We start from the raw sequence: 13,710 nt of genomic DNA on the forward strand, positions 1-13,710 counted from the left end.
GAGTTCGATTCACCTAGGGTTACCGACTCACCGAGGTATTTTCTCAGAAACATAACCCTTCTTCGATATCAAAAACAGAAATTTAAACGATCGCTCATTCGATTTTTCAGATTCGGAGAGTGCGACAGTAGATTTATATATCCCCTCCAATAACGAGCGAGTAGAGAATGCCGAAAGTCGAGATAACGATCCCGGAGCATCTGGAGATGCAGATCGCCCAGATGGTAGAACAGGGCGAGTTCCTCAACCGCGAAGAGGCGATAGAGGAACTGCTTTCGACCGGGATCAAGGCCTACAAGACGAGCGGACCGACCGATGAGGAGGAGGGCCCCGGATTCGAGGACGAGGGGATGATGGGCCACGAGGACGAGTACGTCTTTTGACCGCGACCGGCGTTCGATCTCGTGCGGTTCACGACTCGACGCTCCTGTTTGTACCGCTATCGTCCCGTCTGGAGGCCGATATCGCACCGTCCATGAGAGGGATCGCCAAAAACCCTTAAACCGATCTCCGCCCTAATGGATGTATGCACAAAGAAGAGCTTTTAGAGCTTCACGAGCAGATGGTGACGATCATGGAACACTTCCGCGAGCGCGAGGACGTCGATCCGGAGCTGTTCGAGCCGTACGAACAGCTCGACATCGACCCCTCCCATGTGCACAAATCCAAAAGCGAGCACAAACACGCGGTCTTCGTGCTCGGAAACGCACTCGCCTCGGCGATGAGCGAGGACGAGTTCTCGGCGGCCGGCCGCGTCGGCAAGCGGATGCAGGAGCTTGCCGAGGACGCCGAAGGCAAGATGTAAGCCTCGCCGGAGGTCGAACGAAAACCCGAGGTCGGATCGCTTGCAGGCCGTGATCGAGCGTCCTCTCGTCCCGATCCGAAGACGAAAGCGACCACTTCAGTCTACGAAACGCAGTTTCTTCTGGGGAGCCCGCTGACGGATATGAAACCCCGAAGTGCTCTCCTCGCGATCGGATCGTCGATAGCCGCGGGATCGGTCGCTGCCGCCGGCTGCCTCGTGCCCACCGGGGAAACGCCGGCGGGAGACGGAACCGGCAATCGCGGCGGTGGGGCCGGTGATGGGATAAACGGCGACGGTGATGAAAACGGCGACGGCACCGCTCCGTTCGCAGGCGTCGGGTGCCCCTCCTTCGAGGAGAACGCACGCGTTCCGGATCGTCGGGTTCGTCGACAAGGAGTCCGAGGATCCAAGCCGTATCGAGTACGTGGTGCTGTTCCAGGGCAAGTGATATCCCGGATCCGAACGGGGAACCATCCGCCGGGCAAGCCTCAAGACCGGCGGCGTGAAACGTCCCGGCATGAACGAGCTCGCGGGCATCGATCTCACCGTCCGTGCGGCCGCAAAGCGGGACGCGGGGCGGGGGATCGCCCGACTGCCGGAGGACGCGAGACGCGATCTCGGCGTCCTCAGTGGCGATACGATCCGTATCGAGGGCGAGGGGTCGACCGTGGCGAAGGTGTGGCCGGGGGGTCCCGACGCCACGGCCGGATCCGTCCGGATCGACGCCGACACTCGCGCGAACGCCGGCGTCAAGGTCGGCGATACGGTTAGCGTCGCACCGGTCGCCGTCGAGGACGCCCGATCGGTGACGCTGCGTGCACCCGTATCCAAGTCGGAACTCGATATCGACGAGGCCTCCTTCGAACGATCGCTCTCGCGCGCGCTTCGTGATCGGCCGCTCACCGCCGGCGAGACCGTCCACGTCGAACGCCTCGGAGGGCTCCGCTTCGAGATCGTCGCGACCGATCCGGACGGAACCGTTCGGGTGACTGACCGGACGGAGCTCTCGATACGGACCGGAGAATCCAGCGATGTGGTTGCGGACAGTACTGGGCGTCGCTCAGCGCCAGCAGGCGGGGAGTCCGACGGCTCTCGAACGGACGAGCAAGGTGCCGAACGCAGTGCCGCAAGCGAGGCTGGCGAGGCCGGCGAAACGACGACACCAGCGACGCGGCGAACTGGTGCGACCTACGAGGACATCGGCGGCCTCGACGAGGAACTCGATCTGGTCCGAGAGCTGATCGAGCTGCCGCTTTCGGAACCCGACATATTCAGCCGTCTCGGCGTCGATCCACCGAAAGGGGTCCTGTTGTACGGCCCGCCCGGGACCGGGAAAACGCTCATCGCGCGGGCGGTGGCCAACGAAGTCGACGCCGAGTTCATCACGATCGACGGCCCCGAGATCACCTCAAAGTACAAAGGGGAAAGCGAAAAGCGGCTCCGGGAGGTCTTCGAGCGTGCAAACGAGGAGGCACCCGCGATCATATTCTTCGACGAGATCGACTCGATCGCGGGCAAACGTGACGACGGCGGCGATCTGGAGAATCGAGTCGTCGGACAGCTCCTCTCACTCATGGACGGGCTCGATGCGCGCGGCGAAGTGATCGTCATCGGCGCAACGAACCGCGTCGACGTCCTCGATCCGGCCTTACGTCGCGGCGGTCGTTTCGATCGGGAGATCGAGATCGGCGTCCCCGGGGAGGCCGGACGCCGGCAGATCCTGGAGGTACACACGCGCCGGATGCCTCTCGCTGCCGACGTCGATCTCGGCCGGATCGCCGGGCGGACCTACGGCTTCGTCGGCGCGGATATCGAGAGTCTCACCCAGGAGGCGGCGATGACGGCCCTACGTCGCACCCGAGACGCGGGAGAATCGCTTGAGGGCGTCGAGGTCACGCGAGCAGACTTCGATCGGGCGCTCTCGGCGGTCGAGCCGAGCGCGATGCGCGAGTATATCGCGGAGACGCCTGAGACGACCTTCGCGGACGTCGGGGGACACGAAGAGGCGAAACGGCGGCTCGAACGCGCGGTCACCTGGCCGCTCAGCCACGCGCCGCTTTTCGAGGCGGCGAACGCCGACCCGCCGACGGGGATCCTGTTGTATGGACCGCCGGGAACCGGCAAGACGCTTCTCGCCCGGGCGATCGCCGGCGAGAGCGGTGTCAACTTCATACAGGTGGCCGGGCCGGAGCTTCTGGATCGCTACGTCGGCGAGTCCGAGAAGGCCGTCCGGGAGGTGTTCGAGCGCGCTCGGCAAGCCTCACCCACCATCGTCTTCCTCGATGAGATCGATGCCGTGGCGACCGCCCGCGGCGAGGGCGCCTCGGGCGGGGACAGTTCGGGCGTCGGCGAGCGGGTCGTCTCACAACTGCTCACCGAACTCGATCGGGCCGCCGAAGACCCGAACCTCGCGGTGATCGCGGCGACCAACCGCAAGAATGCGCTCGATCCGGCGCTGCTTCGTCCCGGTCGGATCGAGACCCACATCGAGGTCCCCCTCCCCGACCGCGGCGCTCGCGAGGAGATCCTCCGTGTCCATACGCGGGAACAGCCCCGAAGCGACGACGTCGACCTCGACGCAGTCGCCGAGGCCACGGAGGGACTTTCGGGAGCCGAACTCGCCGCCGTCTGTCGTGAAGCCGCGCTCGCTGCGATCGAAGACGTAGCGGAGACACACGGCGAGGACGCGGCCGACCATCCGGAGGCTGTCGAAGTGACGGCCGACCACTACGAGGCAGCCATCGCGGCGATTACCTGAATACAGGCGCTAAGGCCCCACCCTCAAGGAGCACCGTAGTCCGCGAAGCGGACAAGGAGCGCAGTAGGGTGGGGAGGAAGTCACCGGTCCAAAAGTGATGTTTCACCGATTCGAAAGACAGGTTCGGTTCGGGAGATGGCGAAATCAGGACGTCACTGGCCCGCGGTCGAGACGATCTTCACCACGTCCCCCTCCGAGAGCGTGTGATCCTCGCCGATCCGACGGTTCGACCGTGCGTCGATCGCATGGAGGTATCCCTCGCCGATGTCGGTGTGAACGGCGTACGCGAGATCGCGCGGCGTCGATCCCTGCGAAAGCAGGACGGCGTCCGGGAGGACGTTCCCCCGTGCGTCGGTCCATTTCGAGGCATCTTGGACGGGATAGGCCGTGAACCGATCGAGTCGATCGTAGACCGCTCTGTCGAGTGCCGACTGGATGCCAGTGCCGTCGAACTCCGCCATCACCTCTCGAACGGTTTCGAGTCCCTCCCGCTGTGCGTCCGTGAGATCTGCGCGGATCTCGAAGTCCTCGTCGCCCGGATCGTAGTCGATCGCGCCCGACTCCGCCGCGCGTCGCAAGGCGAGTTCGCCGTCCGCGGTCGCAAACACCACCGATCCGTCCGCCTGCGTCCGGAGTCGCTCGAGATTTTCCGGCGGGGCGACGTCAGCCTTGTTCGCGATGACGACGATCGGCTTGGTGCGCTGACGGAGTCGTCGCGCGAGTCGCTCGCGGTCGTCATCACTCCATCCGATCGGATCCTCGGGATACTCCATGTTTCGGAGGACGGCGGCGACGTCCGCCTCCGTGGCGCCAAAGCCGGTGAGCAGCTCCGTGATCGCCTCGTCGACGTCGAACTCCGGCGATCGTGATTTCCGTTCGACGCTCTCCCAGTTTCGGTCGACGATCCCGGCGAGCCAGAGATCCATCTCTCGCTCGATGAAGGCGACGTCCTCAAGCGGGTCTCGTGTCCCGATCGGTACCGGTTCGCCCTCCGCGTTCGTTCCACCGGAGGCGTCGACGACGTTGAGTATCACGTCCGCGTTCGTCAACTCGTCGAGAAACTGGTTGCCCAGCCCCCGTCCCTCGTGAGCGCCGGGAACGAGCCCGGCGACGTCCAGGAGTTCGATGGGGACGTAGCGTTTGCCGTCCCGGCAGTTCTCGTTGCCACAGCGTTCCGTCCGGTCGAGACACGGACACCGTGTTCGAACGTGTGTCACGCCACGATTGGCGTCGATCGTCGTGAACGGATAGTTGGCGACGTCGACGTCGGCCATCGTCGCCGCCGTATAGAACGTCGACTTCCCCGCGTTCGGCTTCCCCGCGAGCGCGACCGTGATCATGATACCTGGTTCCTCGTGGGGTCGAAAGCGCCTTTCGGTCCGGCCTGGAAGGCGATCATCGTCGCGATCCGGTCGTCTCAATCACGGAGCCAGTCATTGCGGTCACGGATCCGGTCGTCTCAATCACGGATCCGATCTACGCACCGGCGAGCACGTCGCCGACTCGACGCGGTTCGCCCGAGAGATCCGGGTCGGACTCGACGATCTGGAGTATCTCGTGATCGGTCACGTCGGGGTACTGTTTTTCGGTTGCCTCCTCGATCAGGTCGCGGTCGAGTCGAAACTCCGTGCCCTCGTAGACGACGTCGACGCCGTCGTCCTCGATTGAGAGGATCGTGGTCATATCGACGGAAGGTCGGGTGAACGTATAAGGGTGCGGCTCCAAGGACGGCTCCTCCCTCCGACTCGCGATCCCGGATCGGCGATCGAGATCGGTTCCCTCCGAATACACCTTTAAGCGCTCGCGAGTAGTGGCTGGGGTATGCACGTGAGTGACCTCGACCGCTATCGTCAGCTTCGACGCGAACTGCACCGCTACCCCGAGCCCGCATGGTGTGAGTTCTACACGACCGCCCGGATCGTCGAGGTGCTCGAGGAACGCGACCCGGACGCGCTGCACGTGGGGCGTGAGGTACTTGTAAGCGATCGGCGAACGGGCGTCCCAGAGGAGACCACACTCGATGAGTGGGCCGACCGCGCGCGTGAAGCAGGGGCCGACGAGTCGGTTCTCGAACGAACCGAGGGGGGACACACGGGCTGTATTGCCGTCTTCGAATGTGGGGACGGGCCGGTCGTCGGGCTTCGAGTCGACATCGACGGGCTCCCGGTGACCGAAAGCGAGAGCGAGGATCACGAACCCGCGGCCGAGGGATTCCGGTCGAGGAATGAGGGGTACATGCACGCGTGCGGTCACGACGGCCACATGACGATCGGGATCGGCGTGATCGACGCGATCCTCGAGGGGGAATTCGACGGCACCCTCGTGGCCTGTTTCCAACCGAGCGAGGAGAAGATCGCGGGTGGTGAGCCGATGGCCGAATCCGGCCACCTCGACGACGTCGAATACCTCTTCGCACTTCATCTCGGGCTCGATCATCCCTCCGGCGAGATCGTCTCCGGGATCGACGAGTTCCTCGCGATCAGACGCCTGCAGGCGGACTTCGAGGGCGAGCCCGCACACGCCGGGGCGAGCCCCCAACAGGGCCACAACGCCGTACAGGCGATGGCGACTGCCGTCCAGAATCTATATGCGATCCCGAGGCACGCGGACGGGAAGACTCGGGTCAACGCCGGAGTCGTCGGCGGGGGAACGGCAACGAACGTGATACCGAAGGAGGCATTCCTGGAGGGGGAGGTCCGCGGGAGCACGACCGCGCTCGCCGACTACATGTTCGAGAAGGCCGAACACGTCATCACGAACGCGGCGGATATGCACAGCTGTGACGTCTCGATCGAGTCGACGGGCGATGCCCCGAGCGCGACGAGCGACGAGGAACTCGCCGCGATCGTCGGCGAGGTGGCACGCACCGTCGACGGCGTGGACACGATACGCGACTTCGACGAACTCGGAGGAAGCGAGGACGCGACGTTCCTCATGCAACACGTCCAGGACCGCGGCGGGCTGGCCTGTTACGCCTGTGTCGGGACCGACCACCCCGGCGGTCACCACTCCGCCACGTTCGACCTCGTCGAAGACGATCTTCGGATCGGGATCGAGGTGCTCTCCGGCGCGATCGAACAGGTCGGTCGCGACGGGGTCTCCCCCTCCGGAGTCTGATCCGCCCTCTCGGACCGTCTCCAGTGGGGACGTCCCCCGTGACCGTTCTCGGGTGGTCGTTCCAGGGTGGCCGTTCCCGGATGCACCGATCAGTATTTCGACTCGGCGCCGGTCGTCTCGTAGATCCGGTCCATGATACCGTCTCGGGTATCCGTCCACTCGGTCATTCGGCCGGGCGAGGTCGGATATCGATCGTAGTGTTCGAGCAGCTCGTCGGCGAGCTGTTTGGTCTCATAGAAGTTCCAGATCGTTCCCCAGTAGCCGAAGCTTTTGATCGCACACTTCAGTTTGAGCCCGAAGGACATCGACGTCGATCCCTCATAGAGCGCCTCGGCGAGTTTCTCGCCGGGCAGCGCCGCCAGTAGTCCCATGAGGTCGTCGACGTCGACCGCGGTCGAGAGGACGTTATAGACGTCGAGGCCCGCGTATCGGCCGCCGAAGTGGTCCATCACGCGCTCGTTGTATCGCCAGAGTGCGTCCTCACCCACGTTGCCCTCGCTGATGGCCTGAACGGCCTGTTCGCCGGCGTACTTGCCGGCGTAGGCTGCGCCGGCGATCCCGCCGCCGGTGGTCGGATTCACGTGGCCGGCAGCGTCGCCGACCGCCATGTATCCCGGCGCGACCGCGGAATCATATGGCCGCCGCGTCGGCAATGCGGCGCCGAGTTTGTCGGTCACCGTCGCACCATCGAACTCCGGTCGCCGCCGCAGATCCCGTTTGAGTGCCTCGACAAGCGCCATCGGCTCCTCGTTCATCTGGAAGCCGAGACCGGCGTTGATCTCGGTGCTCGTTCGCGGGAAGTACCAGAGGTACCCCGCCGCACGCTCGGTCGGCTTGAACACGAGCGCGTCGTCCCACTCGACCGGCTCGGGAACTTCGACGATCTCTCGATAGGCCGAACAGAACTGTGAATACCGCACGTTCGTATCGAAGGTCGCTCCCGAGAAGTCGGCTTTGTCCTGCAATAGCGACAGCGATCCGGCGCCGTCTATCACCACGTCGGCCTCGAAGTCGATCGCCTCACCGCGACGCTTTCCGCGCAGACCGGTCACCCGGCCGTCGTCGTCCTGGAGTACGTCCCCGATGACCGTCTCGTAGTGGAACTCGACGCCGGCGTCATCCGCGGCGTCGATGATCTTCCGGCCGTACTCCCAGCGATCGATGACGGCGAGTTCGCCCGGCACGGGGATCTCGAGAACGGTGTCCTCCTGAGGGATCTCGAAGCGACCGTGGTCGATGCCGGTGTTCGTGAACGCCGATTCGATCCGTGATTTGGGGATCGCCTCCGGGAACGCGTCGGCACCCTTCAACGCGTCGCCGCAGGCGATGTGGCCGGCATCGCGTTCGTTCTTCCGCTCCACGATGGCGACGTCGAGGCCCTCCATTGCGATCGTCGTCGCCGCATAACATCCGGCGGTTCCTGCCCCCGCGACGACGACATCGTACTCGTAGGTGGTCATATGCTACCCGTCGCCGGCGCGGCGGCAAAACTCTTTATCCCGTATTCCGTCCTTTCACCGGCATCAAAACCGATTCGAGCCGATTCGCCGTCTTCGCGAGTCGGGTGGCTGTCACGTTCGTGCGGAAGGTTTTACCCGCCTCCGCCGTGGATCGCCCTACGATGTGGCTCTCGTTTCTGGGGCGGACGAGCACGTCGATCCCGCCGGTGACGCCCGAGATACTCCTCGTGTTCGCGATCATCGGGATCGCGCTCGTGTTGTTCGTCATCGAGCCACTGCCCATCGACATCGTCGCGGTGGCGATCCTGGTCACGCTCGTCATCCTCGAGCCGTGGACCGAAATCGATCCGGCCACCGGAGTCAGCGGGTTTTCGAGTCCAGCCACGATCACGGTCCTCGCAATGTTCGTCCTCAGTGAGGGGATTCGTCGATCGGGGCTCATCAACATCGTCGGCGCCGCGGTCGCCGAGCGGTTCGGCGACAGTCAGTTCAAACAGTTGCTTGCGGTGTTGGGGATCTCGGGAGGGACCGCCGGGATCATCAACAACACGCCGGTCGTCGCGATCATGATCCCCATGGTCAACACGATCTCGAAACAGACCGGAATCTCCCCGTCCAAGCTGTTGATGCCGGTGTCGTTCGTGGCGATGTTGGGCGGCACCCTCACGCTCATCGGGACGTCCACGAACATCCTCGCCTCGGACGTCTCCGCCCGGCTCATCGATCATCCGTTCTCGATGTTCGAGTTTACACAATTGGGCGTTCTCGTGCTCCTCACCGGAACGGTCTACATCGCCACGATCGGACGATATCTCCTTCCCGAGCGGATCACCGTCGACGAGGAGCTGATCGAGGAGTTCGGGATGGCGGAATACCTCACCGAGGTGGTCGTCCGTGCGGACTCGCCGCTTGTCGGTCGGACCGTGAACCGGGTCCTCCAGGGGACCGATCTCGACGTCGACGTCGTCCAGTTGGTCCGGGACGAACAGGTGTTCACGGAGCCGCTCGCGCGCAAGGAGATACGACCGGACGACGTCTTCGTGATTCGAACCGACCGACGGAGCCTGCTCGATCTTCTGGACACCGAGGGCCTCGATCTCGCTCCGGACGCCGAGGTCACGGAGGGAACCCTGGACGTCGAGGGCGAAAAGCGCGATCCCGAGGACGAACAGAGCCTGGTCGAGGTCGTCATCTCGCCGGAGGCCTCCATCATCGGCGAGACGCTCGAGACGGTGAACTTCCAGTCCCGCTATGATGCGACCGTGCTGGCGATCCGCCGCGGGGAACAGGTCATCCACGCCCGGATGGACGAACGTCCTCTTCGTGGTGGGGACACCCTCCTGATTCAGGCGTCCGACGACACGATCCGGCGATTCGGAAGCGATCGAAACTTCGTGCTGGCCCGCGAGGTAGCCCGACCGGACTTCAGACGAAAGCGGATCCCTGTTGCAGTCGGAATCGTTCTTACGGTCGTCGCGCTCGCAGCGCTGGAAGTACTTCCCATCCTCATCAGCGCGCTCGCGGGCATGGTCGCGATGGTCGCGACCGGTTGTGTCAAGCCGACGGAGGTCTATTCGTCAGTCGACTGGAGCGTCATCTTCCTGCTCGCCGGGCTCATTCCCCTCGGAGTCGCCATGGAACGAACGGGCGGTGCCGAGTGGCTTGCAAGCGTCGCCGTCGTCGGGACCGTCGGACTGACGCCGATCGTCGTGTTGGGCGTCTTCTATCTGTTCACCTCGCTCATCACGAACGTGGTGAGCAACAACGCCAGCGTCGTGTTGATGATCCCCGTTGCCGTCGACACGGCCGAGGCGATCGGTGCCGAGCCGTTCTCGTTCGTCCTGGCAGTCACCTTCGCGGCCTCGACGGCGCTCATGACCCCGATCGGCTATCAGACGAACCTGATGGTCTACAGCCCCGGCGGCTACCGATTCACCGATTTCATCCGGGTCGGTGCTCCGCTGCAGGCGATCTTGACCGTCGTGACGACCCTCGGGATCGTGTACTTCTGGGGCGTGTGAAAACGATCGCCCCCGGAGCGTGTGAGAAGAATTATTCGGGGGCGGATCCCTGCGTTAGGTATGGCATCACCGACCTTTTCGGACCGGATCGAGCGGATACCGGCAAGCGGGATCCGCGAGGTGTTCGACGCGGCGGGCGAGGACGCGATCAACCTCGGACTCGGCCAGCCGGACTTTCCCGCACCCAACCACGCTCGGGAGGCTGCCGTCGAGGCCATCCGTGCCGGCAGGGCGGACGGGTATACCCCGAATCGGGGGATCAAACCCCTTCGGGAGGCGATCGTCGCCAAACACGAACGCGATCAGGGCGTCGAGATCGACACCGATGACGTGATCGCGACCGCGGGTGGCAGCGAGGCATTACATCTCGCGTTGGAGGCGCACGTCGGCGATGGTGACGAGGTGCTCGTCCCGGACCCGGGCTTCGTCTCCTACGCCGCGCTCACGACGCTCACTGGTGCCGAGCCGGTCTCGGTCCCGCTCCGTGAGGACCTGACCATCGATCCCGCGGCGATCGAGGACGCCATCACCGAGGACACGCGAGCGTTCATCGTCAACTCGCCAGCGAACCCGACGGGCGCCGTCGCCTCCCCGGAGGACGTCGAGGAGTTCGCACGGATCGCCCGGGAACACGACGTCCTGTGCATCTCCGATGAAGTCTACGAGTACACGGTTTTCGAGGGCGAACACCGATCGCCGATGGAGTTCGACGCCGGTGGCAACGTCGTGGTCGTCCACTCCGTCTCGAAGCTCTACTCGATGACCGGTTGGCGACTGGGATGGGTCACGGCGGAATCGGAGCGCATCGACCGCATGCTGCGTATCCACCAGTACGTTCAGGCGTGTGCATCCGCGCCCGCACAGTTCGCCGCCGAAGCCGCGCTCACTGGTGATCAGTCCATCGTCGAGGAGATGACCGCGTCGTTCGAACGGCGCCGCGACCTCCTGCTCGATGGCTTTGCGGAGATCGGTCTCGAGTGTGCGACCCCGAGCGGCGCCTTCTACGCGATGCCGAAGGTCCCGGACGGCTTCATCGAGGAGTGTCTCGATCGCGGGGTGGTGATCGTCCCGGGCGAGGCGTTCGGCGACCACGGCGAGGGATACGCACGGATCTCGTATGCGACCGACGAGGCGGAACTGGAGGAGGCACTCTCGGTAATGGGGGCGGCCTACGACGCCGTCGTCGAGTGACGCGAGGCGAACTGGCGACGGATCTCAAACCGGTTCGAAGACGTGTAGCGGCCAATCTTCCTCGTGAGAGAGCGCCGCGTCCGGGAGTTCGTCGGGGCCGCGAACCGTCACTCGAACGCCCATTCCGATCTCGGTCTCCTCGTAGGCCGCCTCAAGGCGCCCCGTCAGGCGCGCTCCCGTTCCGAGTTCGACGATGGCGACGGTAAACGGTGCGAGATCGACAAACCTCGGTGGGGGTCGTGCAACTTCGGTGTAGGAGATCACCGTCCCGGTGTCGGGCTGTCGCTCGATCTCGAGATCACGGCTGCCGCAGGCGTAACAGGCCGGCCGAGGAGGGATCAGCCGCGTGTCACACGCCGAGCATCGAACGCCGAGTAGCACTCCGTCGGCTAACGCGTCGAAAAATCCCGGGAGCGTGTAGGGGTTTTCCGCAGTCACGTCGTCCGGGGTCCGGGGAGGCCCGTTCGTGGCCGTCCAGTCGGGGGCGTCATCGTCCATCGTCAGGTGCCTCCTACTGTGAGGACGTGTGCGACGGTAGCGGCGTCCGCAACGCCGCCCTCGTTGATCAGGAGTGCGGTGTCGGCACCAGGAACCTGACGGTCACCTGCCCGTCCGGTCAGTTGTTCGTAGGCCTCGACGGCCTGGGCGAGTCCGGTCGCTCCGATCGGGTGTCCTCTGGCCTTGAGTCCCCCGCTCGTGCTGAGACGGACGTTCGTCCACCCGTCGGACCGCTCGGCGGGCGGGCGTGAACTCTCGAACCCGCGACCACGGGGAGCGAAGCCGGCGGCCTCGGCCAGCAACGCCTCGGAGATCGTGAAGGCATCGTGGACCTCGGCGACGTCAACGTCCTCGGGATCGATTCCGGCTCCATCGTAGGCGCGCTCGGTAGCAACGTGTGCTCCCTCGATGACCGTCAGATTCCGGTCGGCGACGCCGATGTTGTTCGTTGCGGCTCCGGATCCCGCGACGCGAACCGACGTCGCTCGTGAACCGACCGCGGAGGCGACCTCCTCGCTGGCGACCAGGACGGCCGCCGCGCCGTCGCTGATAGGCGCGCAGTCGAACAGTTTGAGCGGTCGTGCGACGTACTCCGACCCAAGCACGGTCTCCACGTCGATCTCCTCGCCGAAGTGGGCGCGCGGATTCGCCGCCGCATTCTCGTGGTTCTTGACGGCGATCCGCGCGAGATCCGCCTCGGTCGCGTCGGTCTCGTGGAGATATCGCTGTGCGAGGAGCGCGTACTGGCTGGGCGCGGTGACGCCCGAACGCTGTTCGAGCGGTCGGTCGAATGCCGCCGAAAGCGATTCCGTCGCCAGCGCGGAACCGCCGGCCGTCATCTTCTCGATCCCGCACGCGAGAACGGCGTCGTGAGTTCCCGTTCGGACGTCCCTGACGGCGTGACGCAACGCCAATGCCCCCGCCGCGGCGCAGGCTTCGACGCGTTCGGCCGGCGTAAACCGGAGTCCACACCACTCCGCGAGGATCGTCCCGTACAGTATCTGGTGTTCGTATCGCTCGGACTGGTTGCCGACGTAGACGGCGTCGACGATCTCGGCCGGATCGGGTACCCCGTCGAACGCCTCGGTCATGGCCGCGGTGAAGAGATCCCTACCGGTGAGGTCCGTACTGCCGATCGGCGAGAGCCCGACGGACACGATGTGGGGGTCTGACACGCTCGCGTGTTCGGAAGGTCCGTTCTTAACAGTTCGGCAGGTCATCACGCCAGCCGGATTCGAATCCCGCCTCACCACTGGGCACAACGGCTAAGCGAGCCTGTGCCAATCCGGGTGACGTGCACCGATGCTCACAGTCGCCACGATTACGGTGCTCACCCGGCAGAAACTCGGTTGGGGTTTAGTCGTCCGCGCCCTCGCCCTCATTCGTCGCCCCTTCGTCGGCCGCCTCAGAAAGCATCTTCGCGGAGATCGCCGCCGGAAGCAACTCACCGAGGACGTAGGTCGTCGATTCCCCGTCCCCCTCGTCACAGACGATCACCAGATCCGGGTCACAGAATTCCACGAGCGTCTGGCGACACATCCCACACGGCGTCACCCCGTCGCGAACGCCCGAGGAAACTGCCAGCCGATCGAACTCCTCGTGCCCGTTTGTGACCGCCTTCGCGATCGCGACTTCCTCGGCGTGAAGGCTGTTCGAGTAGTTCGCGTTCTCGAGGTTGCAGCCGGTATGGATGGTCCCGTCCGCGGTCCGGAGCGCGGCACCGACCGAGTACTCCGAATACGGGACATGAGCGTTCGTGAGCGCGTCTCGAGCTCGCTCGATCAGCGGATCGATGTCCATATGCACCCCATCGGTGACGCTTGCGATAAAACCCACGAGGCGGTCATGAATGGGATGGCG

The 13,710-nt window shown here is 64.6% G+C and carries 13 protein-coding genes; 7 read left to right on the forward strand and 6 right to left on the reverse strand.

The genetic code is table 11. The features are described 5' to 3' along the window. The first annotated feature begins 167 nt into the window (after nt 1-167). From ACERIT_RS02005 to ACERIT_RS02020, 4 genes are all read left to right on the forward strand, one after another. Complete coding sequence (locus ACERIT_RS02005) at nt 168-383, forward strand: ribbon-helix-helix domain-containing protein (protein ID WP_373673138.1); 216 nt, start codon at nt 168-170, stop codon at nt 381-383. Nucleotides 384-526: 143 nt separating this feature from the next. Then, nucleotides 527-805 (forward strand): UPF0058 family protein, encoded by a 279-nt coding sequence (locus ACERIT_RS02010; RefSeq protein WP_373673139.1) that lies wholly within the window; start codon nt 527-529, stop codon nt 803-805. Nucleotides 806-1,103: 298 nt separating this feature from the next. After that, nucleotides 1,104-1,253, forward strand: coding sequence for a hypothetical protein (locus ACERIT_RS02015; RefSeq protein ID WP_373673140.1), 150 nt, complete (start codon nt 1,104-1,106; stop codon nt 1,251-1,253). A 69-nt stretch (nt 1,254-1,322) separates the two neighbouring features. Continuing rightward, nucleotides 1,323-3,563, forward strand: coding sequence for an AAA family ATPase (locus ACERIT_RS02020; protein ID WP_373673141.1), 2,241 nt, complete (start codon nt 1,323-1,325; stop codon nt 3,561-3,563). A gap of 152 nt (nt 3,564-3,715) precedes the next feature. Here ACERIT_RS02020 and ACERIT_RS02025 read toward each other — a convergent pair whose 3' ends face one another. Together ACERIT_RS02025 and ACERIT_RS02030 are read right to left on the reverse strand one after the other, a co-directional pair. After that, the gene (locus ACERIT_RS02025) at nt 3,716-4,903 is read right to left on the reverse strand and encodes a redox-regulated ATPase YchF (protein WP_373673142.1); all 1,188 of its coding nucleotides are present in this window, start codon (nt 4,901-4,903) and stop codon (nt 3,716-3,718) included. A 136-nt stretch (nt 4,904-5,039) separates the two neighbouring features. Then, nucleotides 5,040-5,246 (reverse strand): DUF5800 family protein, encoded by a 207-nt coding sequence (locus tag ACERIT_RS02030; RefSeq protein ID WP_373673143.1) that lies wholly within the window; start codon nt 5,244-5,246, stop codon nt 5,040-5,042. A gap of 138 nt (nt 5,247-5,384) precedes the next feature. Here ACERIT_RS02030 and ACERIT_RS02035 point away from each other — a divergent pair, with 138 nt between their 5' ends. Beyond that, nucleotides 5,385-6,680: an amidohydrolase gene (locus tag ACERIT_RS02035; protein WP_373673144.1), complete on the forward strand. Its 1,296-nt coding sequence runs from the start codon at nt 5,385-5,387 to the stop codon at nt 6,678-6,680. Nucleotides 6,681-6,769: 89 nt separating this feature from the next. Here ACERIT_RS02035 and ACERIT_RS02040 read toward each other — a convergent pair whose 3' ends face one another. Further along, on the reverse strand, nt 6,770-8,140 hold the full coding sequence (locus ACERIT_RS02040; protein WP_373673145.1) for a geranylgeranyl reductase family protein: 1,371 nt from the start codon (nt 8,138-8,140) through the stop codon (nt 6,770-6,772). A 161-nt stretch (nt 8,141-8,301) separates the two neighbouring features. Here ACERIT_RS02040 and ACERIT_RS02045 point away from each other — a divergent pair, with 161 nt between their 5' ends. After that, nucleotides 8,302-10,161: an SLC13 family permease gene (locus ACERIT_RS02045; protein ID WP_373673357.1), complete on the forward strand. Its 1,860-nt coding sequence runs from the start codon at nt 8,302-8,304 to the stop codon at nt 10,159-10,161. Nucleotides 10,162-10,221: 60 nt separating this feature from the next. Beyond that, nucleotides 10,222-11,352 carry a pyridoxal phosphate-dependent aminotransferase gene (locus tag ACERIT_RS02050; protein ID WP_373673146.1) on the forward strand — a complete coding sequence of 377 codons (1,131 nt, stop codon included), beginning with the start codon at nt 10,222-10,224 and terminating at the stop codon, nt 11,350-11,352. Nucleotides 11,353-11,376: 24 nt separating this feature from the next. On the opposite strand, the gene ACERIT_RS02055 is transcribed toward ACERIT_RS02050, so the two are convergent. From ACERIT_RS02055 to cdd, 3 genes are all read right to left on the reverse strand, one after another. Beyond that, nucleotides 11,377-11,850 carry a Zn-ribbon domain-containing OB-fold protein gene (locus ACERIT_RS02055; RefSeq protein WP_373673147.1) on the reverse strand — a complete coding sequence of 158 codons (474 nt, stop codon included), beginning with the start codon at nt 11,848-11,850 and terminating at the stop codon, nt 11,377-11,379. A 2-nt stretch (nt 11,851-11,852) separates the two neighbouring features. Beyond that, on the reverse strand, nt 11,853-13,025 hold the full coding sequence (locus ACERIT_RS02060) for a 3-ketoacyl-CoA thiolase (RefSeq protein ID WP_373673148.1): 1,173 nt from the start codon (nt 13,023-13,025) through the stop codon (nt 11,853-11,855). A 181-nt stretch (nt 13,026-13,206) separates the two neighbouring features. After that, on the reverse strand, nt 13,207-13,650 hold the full coding sequence (gene cdd / locus ACERIT_RS02065; protein WP_373673149.1) for a cytidine deaminase: 444 nt from the start codon (nt 13,648-13,650) through the stop codon (nt 13,207-13,209). Between the last annotated feature and the right edge of the window lie 60 nt (nt 13,651-13,710).

Source organism: Halopenitus sp. H-Gu1, assembly GCF_041821145.1.
Classification (GTDB): domain Archaea; phylum Halobacteriota; class Halobacteria; order Halobacteriales; family Haloferacaceae; genus Halopenitus.

Bases quoted from the DNA above. Each gene is read 5' to 3' on its own strand.
- ACERIT_RS02005 (WP_373673138.1), top strand. From the start codon at position 168: ATGCCGAAAGTCGAGATAACGATCCCGGAGCATCTGGAGATGCAGATC.
- ACERIT_RS02010 (WP_373673139.1), top strand. From the start codon at position 527: ATGCACAAAGAAGAGCTTTTAGAGCTTCACGAGCAGATGGTGACGATC.
- ACERIT_RS02015 (WP_373673140.1), top strand. From the start codon at position 1,104: ATGAAAACGGCGACGGCACCGCTCCGTTCGCAGGCGTCGGGTGCCCCT.
- ACERIT_RS02020 (WP_373673141.1), top strand. From the start codon at position 1,323: ATGAACGAGCTCGCGGGCATCGATCTCACCGTCCGTGCGGCCGCAAAG.
- ACERIT_RS02025 (WP_373673142.1), bottom strand. From the start codon at position 4,903: ATGATCACGGTCGCGCTCGCGGGGAAGCCGAACGCGGGGAAGTCGACG.
- ACERIT_RS02030 (WP_373673143.1), bottom strand. From the start codon at position 5,246: ATGACCACGATCCTCTCAATCGAGGACGACGGCGTCGACGTCGTCTAC.
- ACERIT_RS02035 (WP_373673144.1), top strand. From the start codon at position 5,385: ATGCACGTGAGTGACCTCGACCGCTATCGTCAGCTTCGACGCGAACTG.
- ACERIT_RS02040 (WP_373673145.1), bottom strand. From the start codon at position 8,140: ATGACCACCTACGAGTACGATGTCGTCGTCGCGGGGGCAGGAACCGCC.
- ACERIT_RS02045 (WP_373673357.1), top strand. From the start codon at position 8,302: ATGTGGCTCTCGTTTCTGGGGCGGACGAGCACGTCGATCCCGCCGGTG.
- ACERIT_RS02050 (WP_373673146.1), top strand. From the start codon at position 10,222: ATGGCATCACCGACCTTTTCGGACCGGATCGAGCGGATACCGGCAAGC.
- ACERIT_RS02055 (WP_373673147.1), bottom strand. From the start codon at position 11,850: ATGGACGATGACGCCCCCGACTGGACGGCCACGAACGGGCCTCCCCGG.
- cdd (WP_373673149.1), bottom strand. From the start codon at position 13,650: ATGGACATCGATCCGCTGATCGAGCGAGCTCGAGACGCGCTCACGAAC.